The 23,400-nt window shown below is 59.8% G+C and carries 19 protein-coding genes; 14 read left to right on the top strand and 5 right to left on the bottom strand.

Going from position 1 to position 23,400, the window contains the following annotated elements; genetic code table 11:
- Positions 1-34: 34 nt before the first annotated feature.
- Entirely contained in the window at positions 35-3,712 is a 3,678-nt protein-coding gene (locus GM79_RS11540; protein ID WP_081867711.1) for an alpha-amylase domain-containing protein, read from the bottom strand.
- Positions 3,713-4,026: 314 nt separating this feature from the next.
- On the opposite strand from GM79_RS11540, the gene GM79_RS11535 reads away from it, so the two are divergent.
- The gene (locus tag GM79_RS11535) at positions 4,027-5,181 is read left to right on the top strand and encodes an alpha/beta hydrolase (RefSeq protein ID WP_035563950.1); all 1,155 of its coding nucleotides are present in this window, start codon (positions 4,027-4,029) and stop codon (positions 5,179-5,181) included.
- Positions 5,182-5,426: 245 nt separating this feature from the next.
- Here GM79_RS11535 and GM79_RS11530 read toward each other — a convergent pair whose 3' ends face one another.
- Positions 5,427-6,197 (bottom strand): S-adenosyl-l-methionine hydroxide adenosyltransferase family protein, encoded by a 771-nt coding sequence (locus GM79_RS11530; RefSeq protein WP_035563947.1) that lies wholly within the window; start codon positions 6,195-6,197, stop codon positions 5,427-5,429.
- Between the two features lie 122 nt (positions 6,198-6,319).
- On the opposite strand from GM79_RS11530, the gene GM79_RS11525 reads away from it, so the two are divergent.
- The 13 genes from GM79_RS11525 (at position 6,320) to GM79_RS11465 (ending at position 19,709) form a co-directional block, all read left to right on the top strand.
- Positions 6,320-7,405 carry a PhoH family protein gene (locus GM79_RS11525; RefSeq protein WP_051718809.1) on the top strand — a complete coding sequence of 362 codons (1,086 nt, stop codon included), beginning with the start codon at positions 6,320-6,322 and terminating at the stop codon, positions 7,403-7,405.
- A 178-nt stretch (positions 7,406-7,583) separates the two neighbouring features.
- Entirely contained in the window at positions 7,584-8,018 is a 435-nt protein-coding gene (locus tag GM79_RS11520) for a GNAT family N-acetyltransferase (RefSeq protein WP_035563944.1), read from the top strand.
- Positions 8,019-8,047: 29 nt separating this feature from the next.
- On the top strand, positions 8,048-8,548 hold the full coding sequence (locus GM79_RS11515) for a hypothetical protein (protein ID WP_035563941.1): 501 nt from the start codon (positions 8,048-8,050) through the stop codon (positions 8,546-8,548).
- Between the two features lie 311 nt (positions 8,549-8,859).
- Positions 8,860-11,139 carry a ComEC/Rec2 family competence protein gene (locus GM79_RS11510; RefSeq protein ID WP_035563938.1) on the top strand — a complete coding sequence of 760 codons (2,280 nt, stop codon included), beginning with the start codon at positions 8,860-8,862 and terminating at the stop codon, positions 11,137-11,139.
- 257 nt (positions 11,140-11,396) lie between these two features.
- Positions 11,397-12,203 (top strand): enoyl-CoA hydratase/isomerase family protein, encoded by an 807-nt coding sequence (locus tag GM79_RS11505; protein ID WP_051718808.1) that lies wholly within the window; start codon positions 11,397-11,399, stop codon positions 12,201-12,203.
- 143 nt (positions 12,204-12,346) lie between these two features.
- Positions 12,347-12,841, top strand: a complete 495-nt coding sequence (locus GM79_RS11500) for a sterol desaturase family protein (RefSeq protein ID WP_035563935.1) — start codon at positions 12,347-12,349, stop codon at positions 12,839-12,841.
- Positions 12,842-12,917: 76 nt separating this feature from the next.
- Positions 12,918-13,820, top strand: coding sequence for a MerR family transcriptional regulator (locus tag GM79_RS11495; RefSeq protein WP_035563934.1), 903 nt, complete (start codon positions 12,918-12,920; stop codon positions 13,818-13,820).
- 234 nt (positions 13,821-14,054) lie between these two features.
- Positions 14,055-14,606, top strand: coding sequence for a sigma-70 family RNA polymerase sigma factor (locus tag GM79_RS11490; protein ID WP_051718807.1), 552 nt, complete (start codon positions 14,055-14,057; stop codon positions 14,604-14,606).
- A 218-nt stretch (positions 14,607-14,824) separates the two neighbouring features.
- The gene (locus tag GM79_RS11485; protein WP_035563989.1) at positions 14,825-16,285 is read left to right on the top strand and encodes a phytoene desaturase family protein; all 1,461 of its coding nucleotides are present in this window, start codon (positions 14,825-14,827) and stop codon (positions 16,283-16,285) included.
- A 92-nt stretch (positions 16,286-16,377) separates the two neighbouring features.
- On the top strand, positions 16,378-17,220 hold the full coding sequence (locus GM79_RS11480) for a phytoene/squalene synthase family protein (RefSeq protein WP_035563931.1): 843 nt from the start codon (positions 16,378-16,380) through the stop codon (positions 17,218-17,220).
- A 244-nt stretch (positions 17,221-17,464) separates the two neighbouring features.
- A complete protein-coding gene (locus GM79_RS23025) occupies positions 17,465-17,935 on the top strand; it encodes a hypothetical protein (protein WP_152559962.1) in 471 nt (156 codons plus the stop codon).
- Positions 17,936-18,048: 113 nt separating this feature from the next.
- A complete protein-coding gene (locus GM79_RS11470) occupies positions 18,049-18,900 on the top strand; it encodes a 4-hydroxy-3-methylbut-2-enyl diphosphate reductase (protein WP_200875603.1) in 852 nt (283 codons plus the stop codon).
- A gap of 65 nt (positions 18,901-18,965) precedes the next feature.
- Entirely contained in the window at positions 18,966-19,709 is a 744-nt protein-coding gene (locus tag GM79_RS11465) for a fatty acid desaturase (RefSeq protein ID WP_081867709.1), read from the top strand.
- A gap of 203 nt (positions 19,710-19,912) precedes the next feature.
- Here GM79_RS11465 and GM79_RS11460 read toward each other — a convergent pair whose 3' ends face one another.
- The 3 genes from GM79_RS11460 to GM79_RS11450 form a co-directional block, all read right to left on the bottom strand.
- A complete protein-coding gene (locus GM79_RS11460; RefSeq protein ID WP_035563926.1) occupies positions 19,913-20,287 on the bottom strand; it encodes a heavy-metal-associated domain-containing protein in 375 nt (124 codons plus the stop codon).
- A 91-nt stretch (positions 20,288-20,378) separates the two neighbouring features.
- Positions 20,379-22,697: a TonB-dependent receptor plug domain-containing protein gene (locus GM79_RS11455; protein WP_035563924.1), complete on the bottom strand. Its 2,319-nt coding sequence runs from the start codon at positions 22,695-22,697 to the stop codon at positions 20,379-20,381.
- 7 nt (positions 22,698-22,704) lie between these two features.
- The coding region (locus GM79_RS11450) for an IS5 family transposase (RefSeq protein ID WP_035561153.1) at positions 22,705-23,400 on the bottom strand (696 nt) is incomplete at its 5' end.

Below are 23,400 nucleotides of genomic sequence, written 5' to 3'. Positions count from 1 at the left end.
AGACCTGGCGTTTTTGGTGCTATGGCAAACGCGGTTATTCCCGCACCACGCGCACGCGCTGGCTCAGGCCATCGGGGCCGGAAACCGTGAGCAGGTAGAGGCCCGGCGCGGCATTGCGCAAGGCGGCACCAAGCTGCTCATCCAGCGTGGCGCGTGGGGCCGGCGCTGGGGCCAGCAGCACCTGGCCCAGCACGGTGCTGAGGGTGAGGCGCAGAGGCGCGTCATCGGCCAGGGAGGGGCCACCCAGTAGGTGCACCGTTCCGCCCTGGCTGGGGTTGGGGGCCACGTAATAGGGGCTGAAATTAGCATTTACATAAACTGCGGGGCTGAACGTGGTGCTCCCGTCCAGGTCGCGCTGGCGGAGCCGGTAGTAGGCCGCCGCGTGTGCGCTGAGGTCGTCGTACTGGTATGTGCCGGGTTGGTTGTTGCCCCGGGCGGGCACGGTGGTCAGGCGCCGGAAGCTGCGGCCATCGGCAGATTTCTCCACGTCGAAGCCGGCATTGTTGTGCTCCATAGCCGTGGCCCAGGCCAGGCGCACGCTGGCTTGCCCCGTGCGAGCCGCATCGAAACGGATGAGCGTGACGGGGAGCGGCGTGGGTACGTTGCCCACGGCAAAGGCTCCAAATGAGCGAATGCCCGTCAGGGTAGCCACGTAGGGTTCGTTGCCGCTAATCGAAGCCCGGCCCAAAGAAGTCCAGGTGGCGCTGGTGCCGCCCGCATTTCGGTAAAGGCCGGCCCTGCTGAGGTCAAAATCAGGATTTCTATCCAGGTTATTGAACTGCAGGCTCACAGACGTTACCGGCTCTGTGCCCGATGCGGGAATAATTTCCCAGGTCCGGTTCACAAATTCGGCCTGCCGGGCGAAAGCAGTGCCACTGGTGCCATTGGTGAACAGCCCGCTAAAGGTGCGCACCCGAAAGCTGCTGCTGCCGCCGGTGTTGCTGAGGGTGACCGGCGCGTAAAAGGCCGCCGTGCCCACCGGAAAAACCACCGATGCGCCGCCCGTGGGTACGGTTCGCACCACGCCGCTGCCCGAGGCTGCCACATCGGGCGTAACAATGTAGCGGCTGGCCGTGGCGCCCACAATGCTGGCCGTACCACTCAGCGTCAGGGTGTTGCTTCCGATGAGCAGGCGCCCGGCGGTGAATGTGAGGGCATCGCTGATGCTTACGGAGCTGAGCAAGCGTGCACCAGCGGCGTTGTTGATGGTCAGCTTGCTCAAAACCAGTGGTAAATTACTGGTTACCTGCTGCGGCAAGCTGCCGTTGAGCTCCAGCGTGCCGGTGCCGTTCAGCGTGCCGGCCACCGTGAGGTCGCCGCTGAGCTCCAGGGTGGTGCCGGCAGCCAGGGTGAGGCTGGCGCCAGCCTCCACGATGAGGTTGCGGCCAGCCAGGGTGCCCGTGTTCAGCAGGGGCACGAAGCTGGTGCCGGCCGGTACCAGCACGTCGGTAGCGGGGGAGGGCTCCACGCCATTCTCCCAGTTGCGGCAGTCGCTGGGGTCGGCCGAGTTGTTATTGCCCGTCCAGATGGCCACGGTGTTGCGGGGCTGCACGGCCGCGCGGGTGTCTACGGCCGTCGGGGCCGTGTAGCTCACCTTCACGAAGCAGTTCTGGCCGGGGTCGGTGGCGAAGGTATTGCGCACCTTGAGCACGTACCAGCCCGTGAAGGCAGGCGTGAAGAAGCCGTTGATGTCCGACGCGCCACTGGCGCTGCTGAGCTGGTTGCCCCGCAGGTCAAACAGCCCGATGGTGAGGCTGTGGTTGTTGGGGCTGCTGCCCGGAAACAGGTCGTAGCTAATCGGGGTGCCGGCCTGCACGTAAATCTTGCCCGCCACGCGCGAGTTGGTGGAGTTGCCGGGCAGGGCGCCGCCCTGGCCCAGGCTGCCGCAGTGCAGGTCGCCGAGGTCGTCGGCCATTTCCCACTCCTGGGTGGTTTGCGTTTCGCGGCGCGGCACGTAAGTAGAGCCCTGGTTTTCGGGGGCCCACACCGAGTAGCCACGCCGGCCCTGGGCCGCTGAGCCATTGCAGGGCGGCGTGTTGATGTTGACGTACTTATTGCCGTCGTTGCCCTGGTACACCGTCTTAATGTCGTTGCCGTTGGCTCCCGAGTAGTCGCGCAGGCGAGTGCCGACGGCAAAGTCGGTCTGCACGTCGTTGTTCTGCCAGTTATCGAACTGGTCGTTCACGCCGATGAGGGCCTTGTTGCTGCGCTCAATCACGAGGTGGTCCTGCGCCTGGTAGCGCACCTTGTAGGCACCGTCTTTGAAGTGCAGGTTCTGGTGGCACCAGATGAGGTTTTCCAGGTCGCTGCGCACGGGCAGGTCGGTGGTGTTGGTGGGCACGTGGTTGAAGCGCTTGCCGGTGCCGCCGATGTTAAATAAGTCTTCGAAGAAAATTTGCGGCGAGCCGTCCATCGACAGCGCCACGGCGTAGGCCGCCGAAAGCCGGGGCTCAAACGGGTCGATGTGCGGGGCCAGCTCGCTGCCCGAGTTCCAGCCGGTGTAGTTGCCGGTGCTGCTCACCTGCGGCCGGAAGGTGTCGTGGTTGTTCACGAAGGGCACCGTGCGGTGCACGTAGGTATTGGACGCGCCATAGTAGGCCACGCGCTGGTTTTGCTGGCGGCTGGGCAGGTTGCCCATGTCGAAGCCCCCGTTGCTGTATACCATGCTGTAGAGCCCCTCGCGCAGGCTAAAGTCAAAGGTGCCAAACAGGAAGTCGCTGCCGCCGTTCTGGCTGTTCACGGTGGTGGTGTAGCCGTCGAGCTCGCCCTTGTTGCCCACGTACTCGCCCACGTTGAACATGGTTTCGCCGCCGCTGGCCCAGCCGGCGTTGTACTTCAGGTTGAAGCTCAAATCCTGCTGCACGGCGTAGGAGAAATGCTTCACGGCATCCCAGCGAAAGCCATCCACGCCGGTTTGTTTCTTCATCCACACTATCCAGTTGCGGGCCTGGTTGCGCGAGTAGCCGCTGCTCTGGGTGGGGTTGTAGGCGTTGGCAAACTGGCTGGTGATGGCGCCGCTCAGCCCACCGTAGCCATCGTTGCCGCCATCGTCGCCAAAGCAGAAATCCGGCCCGAACAACGGTTCGGCCAGCGCCCCGGAAGTGCTGTTGTGCCCCAGGTGCGGGTGAAAGTTGGTGTAGTTTTTCGACCAGCGGCCCCGGCGGCTCAGGTACTCGGCCGCGGTTTCGGGGTCCGTCTGGGGCAGGGGCGTGCCAAACGACGCGTAGCGGAAGGACTTGAAGCCGCCGTTGCTTTGCATGGAGTAGCTGTCCGGGTCCTGCCCACCCGCGCCGTCAGTGGCGCCGGCTCCGTCCACGTGGTTGAGCACCACGTCCTGAATAACCTCGATGCCGTTGGCATGCAGCACCGCCACCATGCGCAAAAACTCGTCCTTTGAGCCGAAGCGGGTGCGGGCGTCGCCTTTCTGGTACTTGTCGCCCAGGTCGTAGTGGTCGAAGGGCGAGTAGCCCACGTCGTTGGTGGCGTTCTTGTTTTTGGGCGTGGGCGGAATCCACACCGCGTCAATGCCCAGGCTCTTCAGGCGCGGGGCCAGCTCCGTAATGTAGTCGGCCCACTTGAAGCGGTAGGTGTCATTATAATAATCCCACCAAAAGGCCTGAAGAACTATCTTTTTGGAAGTGGTTTGGGCAGCTGCTGGCCGAATGCCCAGTAGCACCGCCAGCAGTAGTGCGAGAGCGTAGATTCTTCTCATTTTGAATTAGGGTAGTTTTTTAAATTCAGCTACAAATTTACCCGGCAGTTAACTGAAAGCATAATATAAATGAAAGATTATGAGTCAATTCCGTTAGTTTATTGAAAAAATATAAACCTAAAATCGAATGATGAAAAAAACCGAAAAACACTTGCCGTGAACTGATTTCTACCCCGCGCGACTCGAAAAAATGCGCCAGCAAGTAGCCATTCTAAAAAAGCGTCATAAAGTGCAATAGCGCTAACTCTGGATTCAGTTCTCCGTAAGCATTTGCACTTAACTCATTTCTTTCAATTCGCCAAGCACCCGTTTTTATGAAAAATAGATTTCTCCCGCCGCTCGCCTGCGCAATAGTCGGTGGCCTGCTCCTGAGTAGCTGCAACAGCCAGCCCACCGCCACCGAAGCCGACAGAACTGCCACCGTCGTGTCGGAAGCAACCAATGTCGCCTCCGATAGCATGGCCGTAACGGCGAATGCTGGCGGCGGAGAAGTCACGCCCACCGGCCCCACGCCCACCTGGGGTCCCAACCTCAAGCCCGAGATGCAGGCCGTTATCGAGCAGCTGATGAGCTTCAACAACAAGCCCTTGCCTGAGCTCACCGCTGTGCAGGCCCGCAAACAGCCCAGCCCGGCCGATGCCGCCATGAAGCAGATGCGCGCCAGCAACATCCCCGTGCCGCCTATGAACTGCGATACCATGAGCCAGACCGTGGCGCCCGGCGTGAAGGCCCGCATCTATACGCCCAAGGGTGGCACGGCGCCGTACCCGGTGCTCGTGTACTACCACGGCGGCGGCTGGGTAATTGCCAATCTGGATACATACGGCGCTTCTACCCAGGCGCTGTGCGAAAAAACCGGGGCCGTGGTGGTGTCGGTGGACTACCGCCAGGGCCCGGAGCATAAGTTTCCCACGGCCCACAACGACTCCTTCGCCGCCTACCAGTGGGTGCTGAAAAACGCGGCCAGTATTAAAGCAGACCCCAACAAGGTGGCCGTGGTGGGCGAAAGCGCCGGCGGTGGCCTGGCCTGTGCCGTGAGCATGATGGCCCGCGACAAAAAAGTGGCCCTGCCCAAGTACCAGGTGCTGGTGTACCCCATTGCCGGCTACGACCTGACTACGCCCTCTTACCAGGCCAATACCGAAACGGCACCGCTCAACAAAGCTGGCATGGCGTGGTTCTTCAAGAACTACCTGCGTTCGCCCGCCGATGGCAAAAACCCGCTCATCGACCTGGTGAACGCCAACTTGAAGGGCCTGCCGCCTACCACCATTATCGGGGCTGATTACGACCCGCTGAAAAGCGAAGGCAAAACCCTGGCCGACAAGCTTACTGCCGCCGGCGTAAAAACCAACTACCAGCTTTACGATGGAACCACGCACGAATTCTTCGGTATGGCCGCCGTGGTACCGGAAGCAAAAGCAGCCCAAAGCCTGGCCGTGAGCGACCTCAAAGGCGCGTTGAAATAAGGCTGGTGCCCGCCGGAAACCGGAGTTAATCCGTTCCTCGGTAGCAAGCAGCTGAGTAATGCAAAAATCCCCATCACTGCGCAGTGATGGGGGTTTTTGTTGGTTATGAACCCGCCGGAATTTCTTATTTCAAGAGGGCAGCTAATGCGAAGCTGGGATTTAACACGTCGCAGTATTGGGCGCTTTTGCAGGATGGATTAGCGGCACTTGCTGCCGCGTGCCGCTACGCTCACCATAGCAGCCGACTATTCTGCCGCGAAGCGCACGTCTATCTGCGAATCAAAATTCAACCCCAGCAGCTCGGAGGCGTTGCCCTGGCAAATAGCCAGACACAGATAATGCTGGCTGTTGAACATCACCACGGCCTCGCCGGGTGGCACGGCCGAGAAATGCGGGTGCAGCTCGCGCACCACATCGCGGCCAAAGTGCACGGCCAGCGGTCGGCCGTGGCCCACGGCCTCCACCGCCGTGCGCGAAATGTTGGTAACGAGGTTGCCGTAGTGGTCCACATGGGCCACGTGCCCGGTAATGCGGTGGTCCTGCAGGCGCAGCTGGCGGTTGTTGAGCTGGTGCTGCGTGGCCACAGCCGGCCCGAGGGCGCGCAGCGGCTGGCCCTGGGCCAGGGCCACGGCGGCGGGCAGCAGCACGTCGCGGGTGGGCGAGGCCGTGACGGCGGCCGGCAGCGCCACCAGGTTTTCGGGCGTGCCGTTGGCCAGCAGGGCCAGAATGCCGTTGTCGGCGGTCACGAAGTAATGGCCTTCCAGCTCGGCGGCCAGCCAGCCCGGCTCGGGGCCGGCCCCGTGGTCGGCCACGCCGATGACGTGCACCGTGCCAACGGGAAAATCCCGAAATACCGATTGGAGAACGTGAACGGCGTGCGCGATGTTGAAGGGCTCGACGCCGTGGCTGATGTCTACCACTTGGGTGGTGGGTGCCAGCTGCCAGAGTCGGGCTTTCAGCGCCGCCACGTAGTGGTCGCGGTAGCCAAAATCTGTCAGCAGTGTTATCAGCGCCATGCCTTCGTTCGGTAGTTTTTCGTAGTATTGTTCATTCGCCTGAACCCTGGCAAAAGTAGCCGGTTTAGGCTGAAAACAGGCTGTTTTTTGTTGCTATCCCTCTTTTCCCCCTCTCTTCCCACTTGGTCGAAAAAATCATCATCCTCGAAAACATGTCCCTGGTCGATTTCCTGGGCCCGGACAATCAGAACATTCGCCAGCTGGCCGCAGCTTTTCCGGGCTCGAAAATCATCAGCCGGGGCAATGAAATAAAAATCCAGGGCCAGACCGAAGTCATCGCCCGCATCAACGACCTGCTATCCTCCCTCATCGAGCACTACCACCAGTACGGGCAGATTACCGACAAAACGGTTAATCAATACCTCTCCGCCACCAGCGAGGAGGCCGAGGGCCGCGTGCTGGCCGCCTCGCCCGACGTGATTTTGTTCGGAGCCAAGGGCGGGGTCATCAAAGCCAAAACGCCCAATCAGCAAAAGCTGGTCGATACCGTGATGGCCCACGACCTGACTTTTACGCTGGGACCGGCTGGGACCGGCAAAACCTACATTTCGGTGGCCCTGGCCGTGCGGGCGCTTAAGAATAAGGAGGTGAAAAAAATCATCATCTCGCGCCCCGTGGTGGAGGCCGGCGAAAGCCTGGGTTTCCTGCCCGGCGACATGAAGGAGAAGGTGGACCCCTACCTGCGCCCGATTTACGACGCCCTGGAAGACATGATTCCAGCCGAGAAGCTGAAGTTCTATCAGGAGAATAAAATCATCGAAATCGCCCCGCTGGCCTACATGCGCGGCCGGACGCTGAACAACGCCTTTGTGCTGCTCGACGAGGCCCAAAACACCACGCCGAGCCAGATTAAGATGTTTCTGACCCGCATGGGCCCCACCGCCAAGGTGATGGTGAACGGCGACCGCAGCCAGATTGACCTGCCCACCCGCCAGAAATCGGGCCTGATGCAGGCGATGGATATTCTGAAAAACGTGCAAGGCATCGGCTACGTCGAAATGACGTCGGAAGACGTAGTGCGCCACCGCCTCGTGAAGGAAATCGTGGAGGCGTACGACAAATTCGATACCGAGGAAACGTCCCGGCAGGCGCAGCAAAGCGGTACCATCCGTCGCGACGAGCGCCACGAGCGTCGCCTGCTGGAGCAGCAGCAGCAACCCGAGTCATCGCCGCCCGAGCTGCCCGTGAACCACGAGCAGCCGCTGTAAGCGTTTGGAAAATAGTTGTGCATTGAATGAGCCCTGGCGGATTGTCAGGGCTTTTTCATGCTCATTTACGTGGGAGGCTTTCGCTGATGCCGCAGTGCTATAGGGTAACAAGAGGCCGCCACCGCATCTTTGTAGCACTTCCGGCCCACTCCAGCCGGCAAGCTAAAGCTTACCTCACATGCCCGCTACCGCCTTCCGCATCACCGACCTGCGCGACCTCGACGCCGCTTTCACCATCCGCGAAACCGTATTTGTGATGGGCCAGGGCGTGCCCGCCACCCTCGAAAACGACAACCACGACCGCACCGACGCCCGCCACTACCTGGCCCGCACCGCCGACGGCATGCCCGCCGGTGCCGCCCGCTGGCGCGAAACCGACCACGGCGTGAAACTGGAGCGCTTCGCGGTGCTCGAAGTCTTCCGCAACCAGGAAATTGGCGCCGCCCTGCTCCACGCCGTGCTGGCCGACGTGCAAGCCGAGCTGCCCGATGCCGAAGTGTACCTGAATGCGCAGCTGCGCGCCATCCCGTTCTACGAGCGGCACGGCTTCCGGAAAGAAGGTGAAATGTTTGAGGAAGCTAACATTCAGCACTATAAGATGGTATTGGAGTAATTCAAAGCAGGCGCAACATTTCACAGGATATGGCGATGAAATATTTGTTAGAAGAGCAAAAATGGAAGGCGCTTAAAATTTTGGCTCCTACGTTTATAATCGCACTATTAATTGTACAGATTTACGGTTTTGTAAGCACCGCAAACTGTATTGCGGCGCAAAAATCACTGATTGTTGAATTAAATAGCAACGTCAGGTATGTAGTGCTGTCACCGTACGAAAAAGGTAACTCATTGGTAAGCAAAGATATTATTATCAATAACCCAGCTACCATTTCGAAGCTGATTACCGCCTATAAAAGAATGCGTGCGCAAGAGGCCGGCGATGGCGGTATTCCGGGGCAATGGCAAGTAATAGTAACTTTTGTCAAGAAAGATGGGGTTGAGATGAATAGTTATGTATTTCATAATGAGTTCTCAGATTTGATATTTACACCAACCCCGCAGCGTCCGGAGTATGTTGGTCTGGGAGATTTTCTTTCGAGCCGTGAAGTAGCTCAAATACTGCTGACAAGGCCAGTAATCAAATGAAATGTCCGGTGTTGCGCACTGTTTGCACCGGTGGCCTCAGTAAGAGACGTCAGCTGTTTCAGCGAAAGCGTTTTCGAAACAATACGTGAGGGCGGCGCGTCCCAACAGGGATTAAGCCAGTCGTTGCATTTGGCGCGGCCGGTTGTGCGTCAGCCAGGGGCGCCGGAAAAAGAATGGTGGTAGCGACGCTTTTTCGGCGTAAGGGCGGGGCTGAGGGAGTGGTTGGTACGGCCAAGATACAGCCGGGCATGCGGCATAAACGCTTACATTGCCAGCCCAATACCTCCCTTGCTACCAGCCATCTATCAGCCATGATTACCTGGGCCACTTTTCCATTTGTGCGGTATACCCCCGCGCTGATAATTGGCATTGTGGCCTTTCTTAACCTCGGCCAAAGCTGGCCCGAACTGTGGCCCTACGCCGTGAGTCTGGCCGTGGGGGCCGTGCTGCTAATTCTCTGGAGCGTGCCACGGCGCCACCCCGCCGCGACCGATGCGGCCGGCACGGTGGCCCTGCTGGCGGTGGCTTTGCTGGGCGCCGCCCTCACGCAGCGCGCTACCGAAAGCCGCCGCGCCGACCACCTGGCCCGTTTTGCCGACCAGGTAGAAGCCTATCAGGCCGTGGTGGACGACTACGTGGTAGTGCGGGCCGCCACCTACGCCACCACCCTGCGCGTGCAGGCGGTGCGGGTGGCCGGCCGTTGGCGCCGGGCCACGGGCGGCGTACGGGTTTCGCTGCCGCGGGTGGCCGGTATTCCGCAGCCGAGCTACGGCGAAGTGTGGCTCATTCGCGGGCACCCCGACCTGAGCAAGGCCCCGCTCAACCCCGGCGAATTCGACTACCGCCGTTACCTGGAATATCGGCAGGTCTACCACCAGCAGTACATTCACCTCGACCAGTACCGCTTGCTGCGCATTGCGCCGCCCAACCTGCTCATTGCCATCAGCATGCGGGCCGCCACGCAGCTCGATGGGGTTTTCCGGCACTACATTAAGGAGAAGCGCGAGTATGCCATTGCCTCGGCCCTGGTGCTGGGCATTAAGGACGACGTGGACGCGGAAACCAAGCAGGCTTATACCAACACTGGCACCACGCACATCATGGCCGTTTCGGGCCTGCAGGTGGGGCTGTTATTCGCGGCCATGTCGTGGCTGCTGCGGGTGCTTTTTGGGCGGATGCCGGGCTTCCGCATCTGGTCGGCGCTGCTGGGGCTGGCCGTTATCTGGAGCTATGCCTTTCTCACGGGCCTGTCGGCTTCGGTGCTGCGGGCCACGGTTATGTTCACGTTTGTGATTCTGGGGCGGGCCACCGGGCGGCAGGACATGATATTCAACACCCTGGGCGCGGCGGCTTTTGCGCTGCTGGTATTCAATCCCTTCATCGTGGCCGATGTCGGCTTTCAGCTCTCGTTTCTGGCCGTGCTCAGCATTGTGTATTTGCAGCCGCGCATTGCGGGCTGGCTCGATGTAGAAGGCTATTTCTACGCCCGGCGCCGGCCCTGGCAGTCGCGGCCGGTACAGTGGGCATGGCGGGGCAGCGGCTGGTTTCTGGATTTGGTCTGGAAAGCCACGGCGCTGTCGCTGGCCGCGCAGGTGGCCACTTTTGGCTTGGGACTCTATTATTTCCACCAATTCCCGCTCAGCTTTTTGCTCTCTAACCTCGGGGCCGTGCCCATTTCGAGCGGCGCCGTGTACGTGGGCCTGGTGCTGCTGCTGCTGAAAGGCATTGCCGTAGCCGCCACCGCCGTGCTGCCCGCCGCCGCGGGGCCGGTGCTCGACTGGTTGCCGCGCAGTGTGGCCCTCGTGATGGAATGGATGGTATGGGCCTTCAACGAATACATTTTCTGGGTGAGCCGCGTCATGTCGGGCTCGGTTATTCGGGAGGTACACGTCACGGCGCTGCAAACGGTACTGCTATTTCTGCTCATCGGGGCGCTGCTGGCCTGGGCCAGCACCCGGCGGCTGGGGTGGCTGCGCTGGTCGGCGGGTATTTTGGTGCTGTATGCGGGCACCCGCATCGCCGAAGCCCGCGCCGTGGCGCCCACCGAGGAGTTCATCGTGTACAGCATTCCGCGCCGCTCGGCTGTGGGCTTCTGGCAGGGCGCGGCGGCCGAGTTCGTGACGCCCGATTCGGTACCTCTAAACGAAACCGAGCGCACCTACCGCCTGCTGCCGGGCCTGATTTTGCGCCGGTCCATGCACCCCACCTATTCAGTGGGTTGGCAGAACACCACCATTCCCGTGCGGCGGCTTGCCGACCCCGACAGCGCCAACGCGCGCCTGTTCGTGAAGCCCGGCCCCGTGGTGCTGGCCCACTGGCGCGGCCTGCGCATCGGCTTCGTGTCCAACCGCATTTCCTCGGCCACACGGCCCGTGCCGCTCGATGTGCTGGTGCTGCGCCGCAACGCACGTCTCAAGCCCGAAACCGTAGCCGCCGTTTTCGGAAACCAGACCCAGGTGGTGTTCGATTCCTCGTGCAAAATATGGTACGTCGCCCGGCTCGATTCCAGCCTGCGTGCCCACGGGTTTCGCACCTGGGACGTCACGGCCAAGGGCGCGTTTCGGTGCCGCCCGCCCTTGGCCGCGCGCTAGCACGCCAACTGCCGGGAACTGCCGACCCGGTTGGCTTGCCAGCGCTTTGGGGCAGTGCGGATTTTTCGTTGGCGAGTTCGGCCCGGCAAACCGTATAGCCCAGAATCCGAATGCGTTCAGCCGTTGGGCAGGTCGGTTGGGCAAGAAAAATAATCCAACCGGGAGTTTTTTGCGTTAATTGCCTCAAAGGATGCCACCATTCTGGCCCGGTTTGCATCCTTGAATGCAACCATTCGCCCGCGCTTTTACCGCTACTCATGGAAAACCTGCTAACCCCCGAACTCGAAGCCCTCCGCTACATTCGCTACGAAGCCCAGGACCGCATCGGCTACATTACCCTGAACCGGCCCGACAAGCGCAACGCCCTGAATGCCGACGTAGTAACCGAGCTGAAACAGGCTTTTGAATTCGCCGAAAACGATGAGTCGGTTAAGGTAATTGTGCTGCGGGCCGCTGGCGACGTGTTTTGCGCCGGTGCCGATCTGGCCTACATTCAGGACTTGCAGGGCTTCGGCTACACCGACAATCTCGAAGACAGCACGCACCTCATGCAGCTGTTTCATCAGATTTACACCCTCAAAAAAGTGGTGATTGGGCAGGTACAGGGCCACGCCCTGGCCGGCGGCTGTGGTCTGGCCGCCATCTGCGACATCACGTTTACCGTACCCGAAGCCAAATTTGGTTACACCGAAGTCAAGATAGGGTTTATTCCGGCCATCGTGAGCGTGTTTCTGCTGCGCCGCATTGGGGAGGCACGCACCAAGCAGCTGCTGCTCAGCGGCGATGTGGTGTCAGCCCAGGCGGCGCTGGACATGGGCCTGGTTACCTTCCTCTCCACGAAAGAAGAGCTGGCCGAAACTGTACAGGCCTACGCCCAGCGTCTGTGCCGCGAGAATTCGGGCCAGAGCATGGAAGTAACCAAGGAAATGCTCGCCCGCCTGCCCGAACTGCCCCTGGAAGACGGCCTGCGCTACGCCGCCCAGCGCAACGCCGAAGCCCGTGGCTCGGAAGACTGCCGCAAAGGCATTGCCGCGTTTCTGAACAAGGAAAAGATTAGTTGGTAAAGTGCTAATTATTAGTGGTTAGTGGTTAACGATTAGTGGTTGATAATGGATAAATCCCTATCTGTTAGCCACTAATCGTTGACCACTAACCGTTAAAAGGCATTCATTCCAAACAACACTTTCCCCGCTCCGGTTACTCACCCATGACAGCACTTGCCGCCATTGGCATCACCCTCGCTACGTTCGGTTTCATGGAATTCTGGGCCTGGTTCATGCACAAGTTTGTGCAGCACGGGCCCCTGTGGGTATTGCACCGCTCGCACCATGTGCGGCACCCCCACCCGGTGGAGCGTAACGACCTGTTTTTCATAATCTACGGCGGGATTTCGGCCGCTTTGTTCATCACCGGGGACAATGGCGGGCGCTGGTGGTTTTGGGTAGGCGTGGGTATCGCGGCCTATGGTACCGTCTATTTTTTCGTGCATGACGTGCTGATTCACGGTCGCCTGCGCTTCTGGAAGAAGTCGGACAACACCTACCTGCGGGCCCTGAACATGGCCCACAAAACCCACCACAAAACCACCGGCCGCGACGGCTCGGCCGAGTTTGGCCTGCTGTGGGTTTCGCCCAAATACCTGGCGCTGGCCCGCCAACAAGCGCAAAAGCGAAAAACGCGAACCGGCGAATTAGCCAAGTAGATTTACGCAAAATATCAGCGCTGACTTTTTGCCTGACTTCTTTTTACATACTCTTCGTTTGCCACCTACATCCTAAATGGGCCAGTATTCCATCAGCGACTTAGAGCAGCTTTCGGGCATTAAGGCGCATACCATTCGGATGTGGGAGCAGCGCTACGACCTGTTGCGGCCCGTGCGAACCGCTACCAACATCCGGTTGTACAGTGACGACGACCTGCGCCGCTTGCTCAACGTAACCACGCTTTGCGGGCAGGGCCGCCGTATTTCTCAGGTGGCCCGCCTCAGCGACGACGAGCTGAATAGCGCCGTACTCGCCAGCTGCGACGATGCCCACGACTACGCCCGGCAGGTAAATGCGCTGTTGGCTGCCATGCTGGGCATGGACGAACCTGCTCTGTGCCACCTGTTCGACGAGGCCACCCGGCAGCTGGGTTTCGAAAACATGATGCTGCACGTGGCCTACCCGCTGTTGCAGCGCATTGGCCTGATGTGGCTGGCGGGAACAATGAACCTGGCGCAGGAGCACCTGCTCTCGCACTTGCTGCGCCAGAAACTGCTGGCCGCTACCGATGCCCTGCCGCTGCTCAACGCGAAAGAGCAGCCCCGGTGGCTGCTGTTTTTGCCCGAGCATGAGCTGCACGAGCTGGCCTTACTCTTTATGAACTACGCCCTGCGGGTGCGGGGCCAGCACACCCTGTATCTGGGCCAGAACATGCCAGTTAAGGAATTGGGTACCGTGTGCCATACCTATCGGCCCGATGTGCTGGTGACGGTGCTCACCACCCAGCCCGAACGTACGCGGGTGGGCGAACTGGCCCAGATGCTGTACCAGCTGTGCCCCAACGGGCGGGTGGTGCTCTATGGCAGCCTGGCCCGGCAGGAAGGGCTGACGTTGCCCTCCAATTGCATCGTTCCGGTGTTGATGACCGATTTTTTGGCGGGAATAAACGAAATTAATTTGGCCCCAGTAGCGGCCTGAACAGCCGGCAGTTTCACAATCCATTCGCCGCTCGGGCCCGTAAATGTGTCGGTTGCTCGACAAAATCCGGCCGTTGGGCTAAGGGCGGGGGAAGGGAGTAGCCGTACGCATTACTTTGGTGCGATAACAAGGGACATATATACCCGGCGGGACAGATTTCTTTTGTCAGTCACGGCTTAATTTCAATAAGTCTCGTATATTTGTTTAACAATCGGCCACGAAAAGCTAAACAGAATGACTTCGCTAGAATTCACCTCGCAAGTGCAGAAGATTTCGCTCACCCTCCGGCCCGCCGCCATGAATTTGACGCGAGACGCTGATGACGCTAAGGATTTGGTTCAGGAGACGCTCCTTAAGGCTCTCCTCAACAAAGACAAGTTTAAAGCCGGTACCAACCTGAAGGCGTGGTTGTATACCATCATGCGCAACACCTTCATCAACAACTACAACAAGATTACCAAGCGCAGCTCCAACATCGATTCGACGGAGTATTTCCAGTATTTTAATACTGACCAGAACTACATCACCCACAACGGTGCCACATCAGACTTCGTGGTGCGCGACATCAACGAGGCTATTTCCAGCCTTGGCACCGACTACCGCACCCCGTTCATGATGTACTACATCGGCTACAAGTACATGGAGATTGCCGAGAAGCTGCAAATTCCGATTGGTACCGTCAAAAACCGCATCCACATTGCCCGTAAGGAGCTGAAGTCGGCGCTGCAGGTATATGCCCCTGTCGGTGCCTCGGCCGCAGATATCAACGAAGCAGTTGATGCCTAAGTGCTTGTCATAAATTGCTAGGCCGCCGGTCTTGTTGCTGCTTGCGCGGCGCGGGGTCGGCGGCTTTTTTTGGGCGTTCTTCGCTTTTTCATCCACTACGTCTGTTCCTGCCCTTGTCCGCATCCGCCGCCACCACCGCCGCCACCGCCGTTACTACGGCCGTCAACGCCGCTATTAGTGCTGCTACAGCACCATCTGCGGGCTCGTCCAAACATGCCGTGGTCATCGGGGCTGGCTTCGCGGGCCTGGCTGCCGCTACCACCTTGGCCCAGGCTGGCTGGCGCGTCACGCTGCTCGAAAAAAACGAGGGGGCCGGCGGTCGGGCCCGGGTGTTTCACGCCCAGGGCTTCACCTTCGACATGGGCCCGAGCTGGTACTGGATGCCCGACGTATTTGAGAAATACTTTGCCCGCTTCGGCAAAAAGGTGGCCGACTATTACGAGCTGCAGCGGCTGGACCCCTCGTACCAGGTAATATTCAAAGGCCCGGAGGCGGTGGATATTCCGGCCAAAATGAGCGAGTTGCGGGCCCTGTTCGAGCGCTATGAGCCCGGCAGTGCCGCCCGCCTCGATGCGTTTCTGAAACAGGCTGCCTATAAATACGAGGTGGGCATCAACCGGCTGGTGTATGCACCGAGCCGCTCGGTTTTTGAGTTTGCCGACCCCAAGCTGCTGGTAGACATGGTGCGGATGGACGTGCTGCAAAGCATGCACAAGCACGTGCGCCGCTTCTTTAAAGACCCGCGCCTGCTGGAGCTGGTGGAATTCCCCATCCTCTTCCTCGGCGCTACTTCCGAAAACACGCCCGCGCTGTATTCGCTCATGAACTACGCCGATTTGGCGCTGGGCACCTGGTACCCCAAGGGCGGCATGCACAAGATTGTGGAAGGCATGGTGCGCCTGGCCGAAGAAATGGGGGTAGCCATTCGCTGCAATGAAGAAGTGCAGGAAATTGTGGTTGAAAACGGCCGCAGTACCGGCGTGCGCACCGCCAGCGGTTTTTTTGCTGCTGATGCCGTGGTTGCCGGGGCCGACTACCATCACATCGAGCAGGAGGTGCTCAAGCCAGAACACCGCCACTACGACGAGAAATACTGGGACTCGCGCACCATGGCGCCGTCCTCGCTGCTCTTCTACCTCGGCGTGAACAAGAAGCTGGACAAGCTGCGGCACCACAACCTGTTCTTCGACGAGGACCTCAACCAGCACGCCCGCGAGATATACGAGCAGCCGCAGTGGCCCACCAAGCCGCTGTACTACGCCTCGGTGCCCAGCAAAACCGACCCTACCGTGGCCCCCGAAGGCCAGGAAAACCTGTTCCTGCTCATTCCCGTGGCCCCCGGCCTGACCGATGACGAGGCCACCCGCGAGCGATACTACGACTTGCTGATGGACCGGCTCGAACGCCACTGCGGCCACAGCATCCGCGACGCCGTGGTGTTCAAGCGTAGCTACGCCCACCGCGACTTTGTGGCCGACTACCATAGCTATAAGGGCAATGCCTACGGCCTGGCGAATACGCTCCGGCAAACCGCTATTCTGAAGCCGACGCTGAAAAGTAAAAAAATCTCAAATTTGTATTTTACCGGTCAGCTCACGGTGCCTGGTCCTGGCGTTCCGCCTTCACTCATTTCGGGGCAGGTAGTGGCCGGCGAAGTGTTGAAAGAAATTAGTAATTAATAATTAGTAATGAAAAATCAGGGCTTCACTTTCTAGTGCAGTAGAATAACTCAATTAGTAATTGCTAATTATTAATTACTAATTAATAAAAAATGGACCACGTTAAACTTTTCACTGATACGAGCCTGGCGTGTAGCAAGCTTATCACGGGGCGCTACAGCACCTCGTTCACGCTGGGCATTCGCACGCTCGACGAGAAGCTGCACCTGCCGGTATACGCCGTGTATGGCTTCGTGCGCTGGGCCGATGAAATAGTGGATACCTTCCACGACCACGACAAGGCCGCGCTACTGGCCGACTTCCGCCGCCAGACTTACGAGGCCCTGGAAACCGGCCTGAGCTTCAACCCGGTGCTGCACGCTTTTCAGCACGTAGTGCGCCGCTATGGCATCGACCACGAGTTTATTGAGGCGTTCCTGCACAGCATGGCCCTGGATTTGGAAGACCAGAGCTACCATCCCGGCCTGTACAATGAATATATCTATGGGTCGGCCGAGGTGGTGGGGCTGATGTGCCTGCGAATCTTCTGCGACGGCGACACGGCGATGTTCGACAAACTGCGGGAACCGGCACGGCGGCTGGGCGCGGCCTTTCAAAAAATAAATTTTTTGCGCGATATCCGCTCCGATTACGAGGAGCGGGGCCGCGTATACTTCCCTGGGGTGGTGTATCAGCACTTCAACGACGCCACCAAAAGCGAGATTGAGGCCGACATCAAGGCCGATTTTGAAGCGGCCTACGAAGGCATTGTGCGCCTGCCGCGCTGCGCCAGACTGGGCGTGTACCTGGCCTATGTGTACTACCTGAAACTGTTTTATAAAATACGGAAGCTGCCCGCGGCCCGCATTCTGACGGAGCGGGTTCGGGTACCCGACAATACTAAGATTCTCCTGCTGTTGGGGTCCTATTTTCGGTACCGATTGTCGCGTATTTGACCGTGGTTGGCATTTTTGAGCACGGGATTTGCGAATGGGAAATCAACTGTTTTCCGTACTTCGTACTTTTGCCCCTATGAAAATTCTCGGCGTGCTCTTTCTGTTCGGTCTGGTTGATGGCGGTTTCGCGATGTCAGCCCCGCCCTTACGTGTGAGTACAGCGCTAGTAGCTACTGACGGGCCGGTTGCTTTGATTACGCCTAAGTACCTGTTTTTCAATTATTCACTCTTGCCTTCTTCCTCCGTGTCATCTCCCTACGCCCCGGCCAACCTACGCCGCCACTACGAGCAAGCCGCTGCTGATAAAGCTGCCGGCGAAAAATTTTACAAGCTCCTGGCCGACTACAAGGACCGTGACGCGCTGGTGCTGGGCTACAAAGGCGCTGCCGAAGCCATCCGGGCCCGCGACGCATCTATGTTCAATAAAATGAGCTACGTGCAGGACGCCGCCCGCACCTTTGAGCAGGCCGTGAGTCTGGACCCGCAAAACCCCGAAATACGTTTCCTGCGCTTTTCGGTCGAAAGCAACCTGCCCGCCTTTTTGGGCCTGAGCAAGCACGTGGATGAGGATAAAGACTTGCTGCTCAACGCGGCGCTGAAACACCCGAAGTCCGGCCTCGACCCGGTGGCGTTTCGCACGGTGCGTGATTTTTTGGTTGAGCGTGGGCACGTGAGCGACGAGGATGCCCAGCGCCTGGGCAAGGTGGGCGAGTAGAAAGCCGCCCCGTTCCAGGATTCGGTAAATTGAAATAAGCCAGGTTTTTGTATTTTCGGCAGCCCGGCAAATCTTTCGCAACCTTGCGGGCGGGTTGCCGGTTACCTTGGTCTATGCCCCAATTGTCGCTCAGCGTCCGTATCGACCCCAATTCCGGCTTCTGCTTTGGCGTTATTTACGCCATTCAAATGGCCGAAGACCTACTCGAAGAGCAAGGCTACCTGTATTGTTTGGGCGACATCGTACACAACGATGAGGAAGTGCAGCGCCTGGAAGCCCGGGGACTGCGCATTATCTGCCACGAGGAATTTGCCGAGCTGCGCGACGAAGCCGTGCTTATTCGGGCCCACGGCGAGCCGCCGGCCACCTATCAGATGGCCATGGAAAACAACCTGACCCTGATTGATGCCAGCTGTCCGGTGGTGCTCAAGCTTCAGAACCGCATCAAATCCAGCTACGATAAAAAGGAGCAGATTTTTATTTATGGCAAGCACGGCCACGCCGAGGTACTCGGCCTGTTGGGCCAGACCAGCGGCAACGCCGTGGTATTTGAGAACCTGGAAGAGCTGCTCCAGCACGAGCTGCCCGAGAACCTGACCCTCTACAGCCAGACGACGAAAAGCACCAGCAGCTTCTACAACATCAAAAGCGAGCTGGAAGGCCGGGGCATTGCGGTGAATGCCAACGATACCATTTGCCGGCAGGTGAGCAACCGCGACAAGGACCTGCGGCGCTTCGCGGCGCAGTTCGACCAGGTTGTTTTCGTATCGGGCACCAAAAGCTCCAACGGCAAGGTTTTGTACCAGGTGTGCAAGGAAACCAACGTGCAAACGCACTTTATTTCCAACGTGGGCGAAATTCAGCCCGAGTGGTTTCAGCCCGGCCAGTCGGTGGGTATTTGCGGCGCTACCAGCACGCCCATGTGGCTGATGGAACAGGTGCGCGACCGGCTGGCCGGGTTGTAATCTGTGCCGGAATCCAGAAATTTTGAATGCCGGCCTCACCTAAGTCGTTCACGTTTTTCTCCCCTATGCCGCTTACTGCCAACTCGCACCTCACCAACGCCCCGGCCGCCCGTCGCGTGGCGCCCGCGCCGCTGGGTACGAAGGGCGTGGCGGTAGCGGCGCTGGTTTTTGCAGGTTGGGTGAGCCTGCTGGCTTTTCTGTTGGCTTTTTACGAGCCCGACTGGCGGAGTCCGGCGCCGTATCTGCTGCTGCTACTGCAAACCCACCTCTACACCGGCCTGTTCATCACGGCGCACGATGCCATGCACGGCCTGGTAAGTGGTAATAAGCGTCTGAACAATGCCATTGGCACCGTGGCTGCCGGCCTGTTTGCGTACAACTGGTTTCCCGGCCAGCTGCCCATGCACCACGCCCACCACCGCCACGTGGGCACCCACGACGACCCCGATTACCACGATGGCAAGCACCCCGGTTTCCTGCCCTGGTTCCTGCGTTTCGCCTGGAACTACGTGACCTGGTGGCAAGTTGCCCTGATGGCCTTCACTTATAACGTGCTGAAATTGTGGTTTCCGCAGGCCAATGTCATCGCCTTTTGGATGGTGCCCGCGCTGTTGGCCACGTTGCAGCTTTTCTTCTTCGGTACCTACCTGCCGCACCGCGGCGAGCACGCCCCGGATAACCAGCACAAGTCGCGCAGCCAGTTCCGGCACCACGCCTGGGCCTTTGTGAGCTGCTACTTTTTTGGCTACCACTACGAGCACCACGACCAGCCGTACCTGCCGTGGTGGCGGCTGTGGCAGGCCAAGTAATCCTGGGCCGAACCACGGATTCGCTCGGATTTATCGGATTATGCGGATTTTGTGAGCGGCTTGGTTTGAGGTTGTTTAACCGTTGAAAGCAGAAAAGGCCATCCAAGAGGATGGCCTTTTTTTATCGTAACTAATAGTAGGACGGGATTATGCATCCACAAAATCCGCGTAATCCGATAAATCCGAGCGAATCCGTGGTCCTTTTAGTGGACGGCGTTGGTCTTCTTGCAGCAGTCGGGCAGGCGGTTGTAGGCGCGGGCGTCGGCGGTTTGGTCGTCGGCGTCGTAGCCGATTTTCTGCACGGCGGTGCGCAGGGATGCCGGCGAGGTTTTGTCGGGGCGGTAGGTTACGGTGAGCATTTGGGTGGGCACGTCGAGCACGGCGCGTTGCACCCCTTTCTCGTAGGCCATGCCTTTTTCAATGCGGGTTTTGCACATGTCACACACGGCCGACGTCTTGAACTGGGCCGTAGCCGCGCTGGCGCTGGCTGATTTGGCTGGAGCTGCCGGAGCAGTTTGAGCCTGTGCACTGGAGAAACTCAACAAGGCAACAAACGGAAGGAAAAGAAGGAATTTCATAAAAAAAGGTTGGTTACTGAGCGGTGAGAGTGTCTGTAACAAAATTGCGGCCACAAAAAGTCGTTGGTGGTTGTTTAAAAAGGCCGGCCGGCTACTCGATGCGGTAGCGCAGGCCCACGTACGTGAGGCGGCCGTAGACCGGACCCCACACCATGGCGGCATCAAAGTCGGGGCCGAAGGGGTTAGCCGCGCCCTGGATGGGATTGGCCTGGCGGTAATCGGTCAGGTTTTCAACCCCGGCATATAAATCAAGGCGCTTAAAGCCACGGGTAAGCTGGGCGTTGAGCAACGCATACCGAGGCGCTACGGCCAGCACGTATTCCTGCCCGCTACCGTGCGTGTGCGCGCTGTTGATGGGTGCCAGCGGACGCTGCCCGTACCATTGCACCGTCAGGTCGCCCCGCCATTTGTCGAAGGCACTGGCGTAGCCCAGGTTGAGAAAGGCCCGGTTCGTCGGGGTGAGGGGCTTGGGCAGCAACACGTCATCGTAAGTCGTACGCACGTCGAGGTACTTGTAGGCGCCCTTCACCTGAAGTCCTTTCAGCGGCTCTATTTGCAGCTCGGCCTGAAAGCTGCGGGCAAAGGAGCGGCCGCCGGGCGCCAGGTTGTCGATGATGACGTCGCGGGCGGCCGTGTACATATCAGCCACCACCTGGTTATCAAACTCAGTGTGATAATAATCTACGACGAATGTGGCCTGCCGTCCCAGCACCGTGAAATACTGGGTAGCGCTGCCGCCCAGGTTCCACGCCCGCTCGGGCCGCAGGTTAGGCGCTATCTGAAACTGCCGGGCGCTGGCCAACAGGGCGGCGTTGTCGGCAATGGGGTTGGCTACGCGGAAGCCCCGGCCGGCGGCCAGGCGCAGCACGGTGTTCTTGGCCGGGTCATATTTAAGGTTGAGCCGGGGCGTGAGCTGCCAGCCGTAAAGGTTGTGGCGGTCGGCGCGCAGGCCGGCCACAAACGTGAAGTTGCGGCTGTTCTGGTACGTGTATTCGGCAAAGGCACCGGGCACCAGCTCCCGCCGGTTGCGGTGCTCGCGCAGGTTGGCCTCGGCCGGCGTCTCGATGGAATACCGGTAGCCATCCCGAAAAACCTCCTGATAGTTGTCGTACAGAAAGCTGAGGCCGGTGCGGTACACGTGCGAGGTATTGCCCAGCACGCTCTGAAAAAGCAGCGTGCCCAGCCCGGTGCGCTGCCGGCCATCGTAGGTGCGCGGCCCAGTGGCGGTAGCCGTTGAATAGCCGGGCGTGTAGGCCGAGGTGAAATCGTGGTCGGTGCCGCTCAGTAGCAGGCCCAGGCTCTGGAAGGGCCGCGTGGGCCAGGTGTACGACGTTTTGGAGTAGCCGGTATAGCGCGTGGTAGCCTGCGTGGTGCCATAGTGCTCGAAGTATGCCGCATCGCCGCCGGTATCGCGGAAACCCGTCTGGCCGCCCTGGCGCGTCTCGCGCAATGCCCCAATTCCTACCTCGCTCACAATGCCGGTGCCCGACAAGTACTTCCACTTATTAAAGGCATTGAATTGCGTGGCCAGCGGCAAGTCCAGGAACGTGTCCTTGTTGCGGTCCACGCGGTTGGCCAGGTGGTCGGAATGCAGCAGGAGCAGCGTGCTCCACTTGGAATTGATGCGCGCCGAGGCGTTCAGGTTGACATCAAGCTTGCCCAGGTCGTTACCGTACACGTTGAAGAGCAGCTGGTCGGTTTTGTCCGGCTCCTTGAGCTTCACATTCACCTGGCCCGAAATGGCTTCGTAGCCGTTCACCACCGAGCCCGTGCCTTTGATGATTTCGATGCTCTCAATCCAGGGGCCAGCCAGGTAGCCCAGGCGGTAGGGCGCCGCCAGGCCGCGCAGGGCCGGCTGGTTGTCCACGGTCAGCAGCGAGTAGCTGCCATCGAGCCCGAGCAGTTGAATCTGCTTGGCCCCGGACACCGCATCGGAGGTCGTTACTTCTACCGAGGCGTTGGTTTCGAAGCTTTCGGCCAGGTTGCAGCAAGCTGATTTGGTGAGGTCGGCGGCCGAAATTACCTGGACGCTGGCGGGTGTGAGAGCGGAGTAGGCCAGGGCGCGGGCCGTCACGCTCACTTCGCCCAGTTCCTGGCCTCCGCGCAGGGCTACCCGCAGGTAAGGCGCGCCGCCCACGGGCACCGCCAGGGTATCGGCCCGAAAGCCCAGCGCTTGCACCACCAGCCGGGAGGCCGCGCGAGCTGGCCGCATCAGTACAAAGTGCCCGCCAGCATCGGTAACAGCCGTGGCCGTAGCGGCATTAGTGCCGTCGTCGAGCAGCCAGCGCACCACGGCGCCGGGTAGGGGAGTGACCTTACCCGCTTCCGTGACCTCGCCCCGCACCGGTGCAATAGCCGAGGATTGGGCCGATAGCCGGCCGGAAAATATGCCCTGCAAGAGCAGGGCCATTAAGAGCCTATCCGAAAAATAGGAGGGAGTGTCGCCAGACGGTGTTTGCGCAAGCCAGGTGGAGGAGGGCTTCGTAGTTGGCGACTTTCTTTTCCCAGCGGATGAGCAGGCGGCGGAAACGGTGGAACCAGGCGTGGGTGCGCTCGACGACCCAGCGACGGGCGCGGTAGCCGGGGGTGCGGCATTTGTCGGCTTCCTCTCCCCGGCTCAGGATGTGCACCCGGTAGCCCCACTGGGCCAGTAGGCGCCGAATGGCCTCGGCGTCGTAGCCCTTGTCGGCGCAGAAACCGGGGGCGAAATCGCCTTCGGCCGGTGGGGGCAGCACGGGCATCGAATCGAGTACGGCCTGTACTTGCGTCACTTCGTGGACGTTGGCTCCGGTCACGGCCACGCCGACGGGCAAGCCCTGAGCCTCGGTCAGCACGTGGCGTTTGACGCCGCCCTTGCCCCGGTCCGTCGGGTTGGGGCCGACGGCCTCGCCGCCAAGCGGGGCCTTGGTCTGGCAGGCATCCAGACACTGCCAGTCCCAATCCAGGCGGCCTTCGGCCTGTAACTGCACCAAGCCGCTGGTCCAAAGCCGCTTAAAAACGCCAGCCTGGGCCCACTGCTGGAACCGGTCATGGACCGTGGAGGTTGCCCCCAAGCACCGCGGCAAGGCCTTCCACTGCATCCCCGTAACCAAAATATAGTAGATGGCAAAAAA

It is taken from the genome of Hymenobacter sp. IS2118 (assembly GCF_000715495.1).
In the GTDB taxonomy this organism is placed as follows: Bacteria; Bacteroidota; Bacteroidia; order Cytophagales; family Hymenobacteraceae; genus Hymenobacter.
Note: the sequence above shows the minus strand (reverse complement) of the source record. Positions and strands in the feature narration are given on the sequence as shown.

Bases quoted from the DNA above. Each gene is read 5' to 3' on its own strand.
- GM79_RS11540 (WP_081867711.1), bottom strand. From the start codon at position 3,712: ATGAGAAGAATCTACGCTCTCGCACTACTGCTGGCGGTGCTACTGGGC.
- GM79_RS11535 (WP_035563950.1), top strand. From the start codon at position 4,027: ATGAAAAATAGATTTCTCCCGCCGCTCGCCTGCGCAATAGTCGGTGGC.
- GM79_RS11530 (WP_035563947.1), bottom strand. From the start codon at position 6,197: ATGGCGCTGATAACACTGCTGACAGATTTTGGCTACCGCGACCACTAC.
- GM79_RS11520 (WP_035563944.1), top strand. From the start codon at position 7,584: ATGCCCGCTACCGCCTTCCGCATCACCGACCTGCGCGACCTCGACGCC.
- GM79_RS11515 (WP_035563941.1), top strand. From the start codon at position 8,048: ATGGCGATGAAATATTTGTTAGAAGAGCAAAAATGGAAGGCGCTTAAA.
- GM79_RS11510 (WP_035563938.1), top strand. From the start codon at position 8,860: ATGATTACCTGGGCCACTTTTCCATTTGTGCGGTATACCCCCGCGCTG.
- GM79_RS11505 (WP_051718808.1), top strand. From the start codon at position 11,397: ATGGAAAACCTGCTAACCCCCGAACTCGAAGCCCTCCGCTACATTCGC.
- GM79_RS11500 (WP_035563935.1), top strand. From the start codon at position 12,347: ATGACAGCACTTGCCGCCATTGGCATCACCCTCGCTACGTTCGGTTTC.
- GM79_RS11495 (WP_035563934.1), top strand. From the start codon at position 12,918: ATGGGCCAGTATTCCATCAGCGACTTAGAGCAGCTTTCGGGCATTAAG.
- GM79_RS11490 (WP_051718807.1), top strand. From the start codon at position 14,055: ATGACTTCGCTAGAATTCACCTCGCAAGTGCAGAAGATTTCGCTCACC.
- GM79_RS11480 (WP_035563931.1), top strand. From the start codon at position 16,378: ATGGACCACGTTAAACTTTTCACTGATACGAGCCTGGCGTGTAGCAAG.
- GM79_RS11470 (WP_200875603.1), top strand. From the start codon at position 18,049: ATGCCCCAATTGTCGCTCAGCGTCCGTATCGACCCCAATTCCGGCTTC.
- GM79_RS11465 (WP_081867709.1), top strand. From the start codon at position 18,966: ATGCCGCTTACTGCCAACTCGCACCTCACCAACGCCCCGGCCGCCCGT.
- GM79_RS11460 (WP_035563926.1), bottom strand. From the start codon at position 20,287: ATGAAATTCCTTCTTTTCCTTCCGTTTGTTGCCTTGTTGAGTTTCTCC.
- GM79_RS11455 (WP_035563924.1), bottom strand. From the start codon at position 22,697: ATGGCCCTGCTCTTGCAGGGCATATTTTCCGGCCGGCTATCGGCCCAA.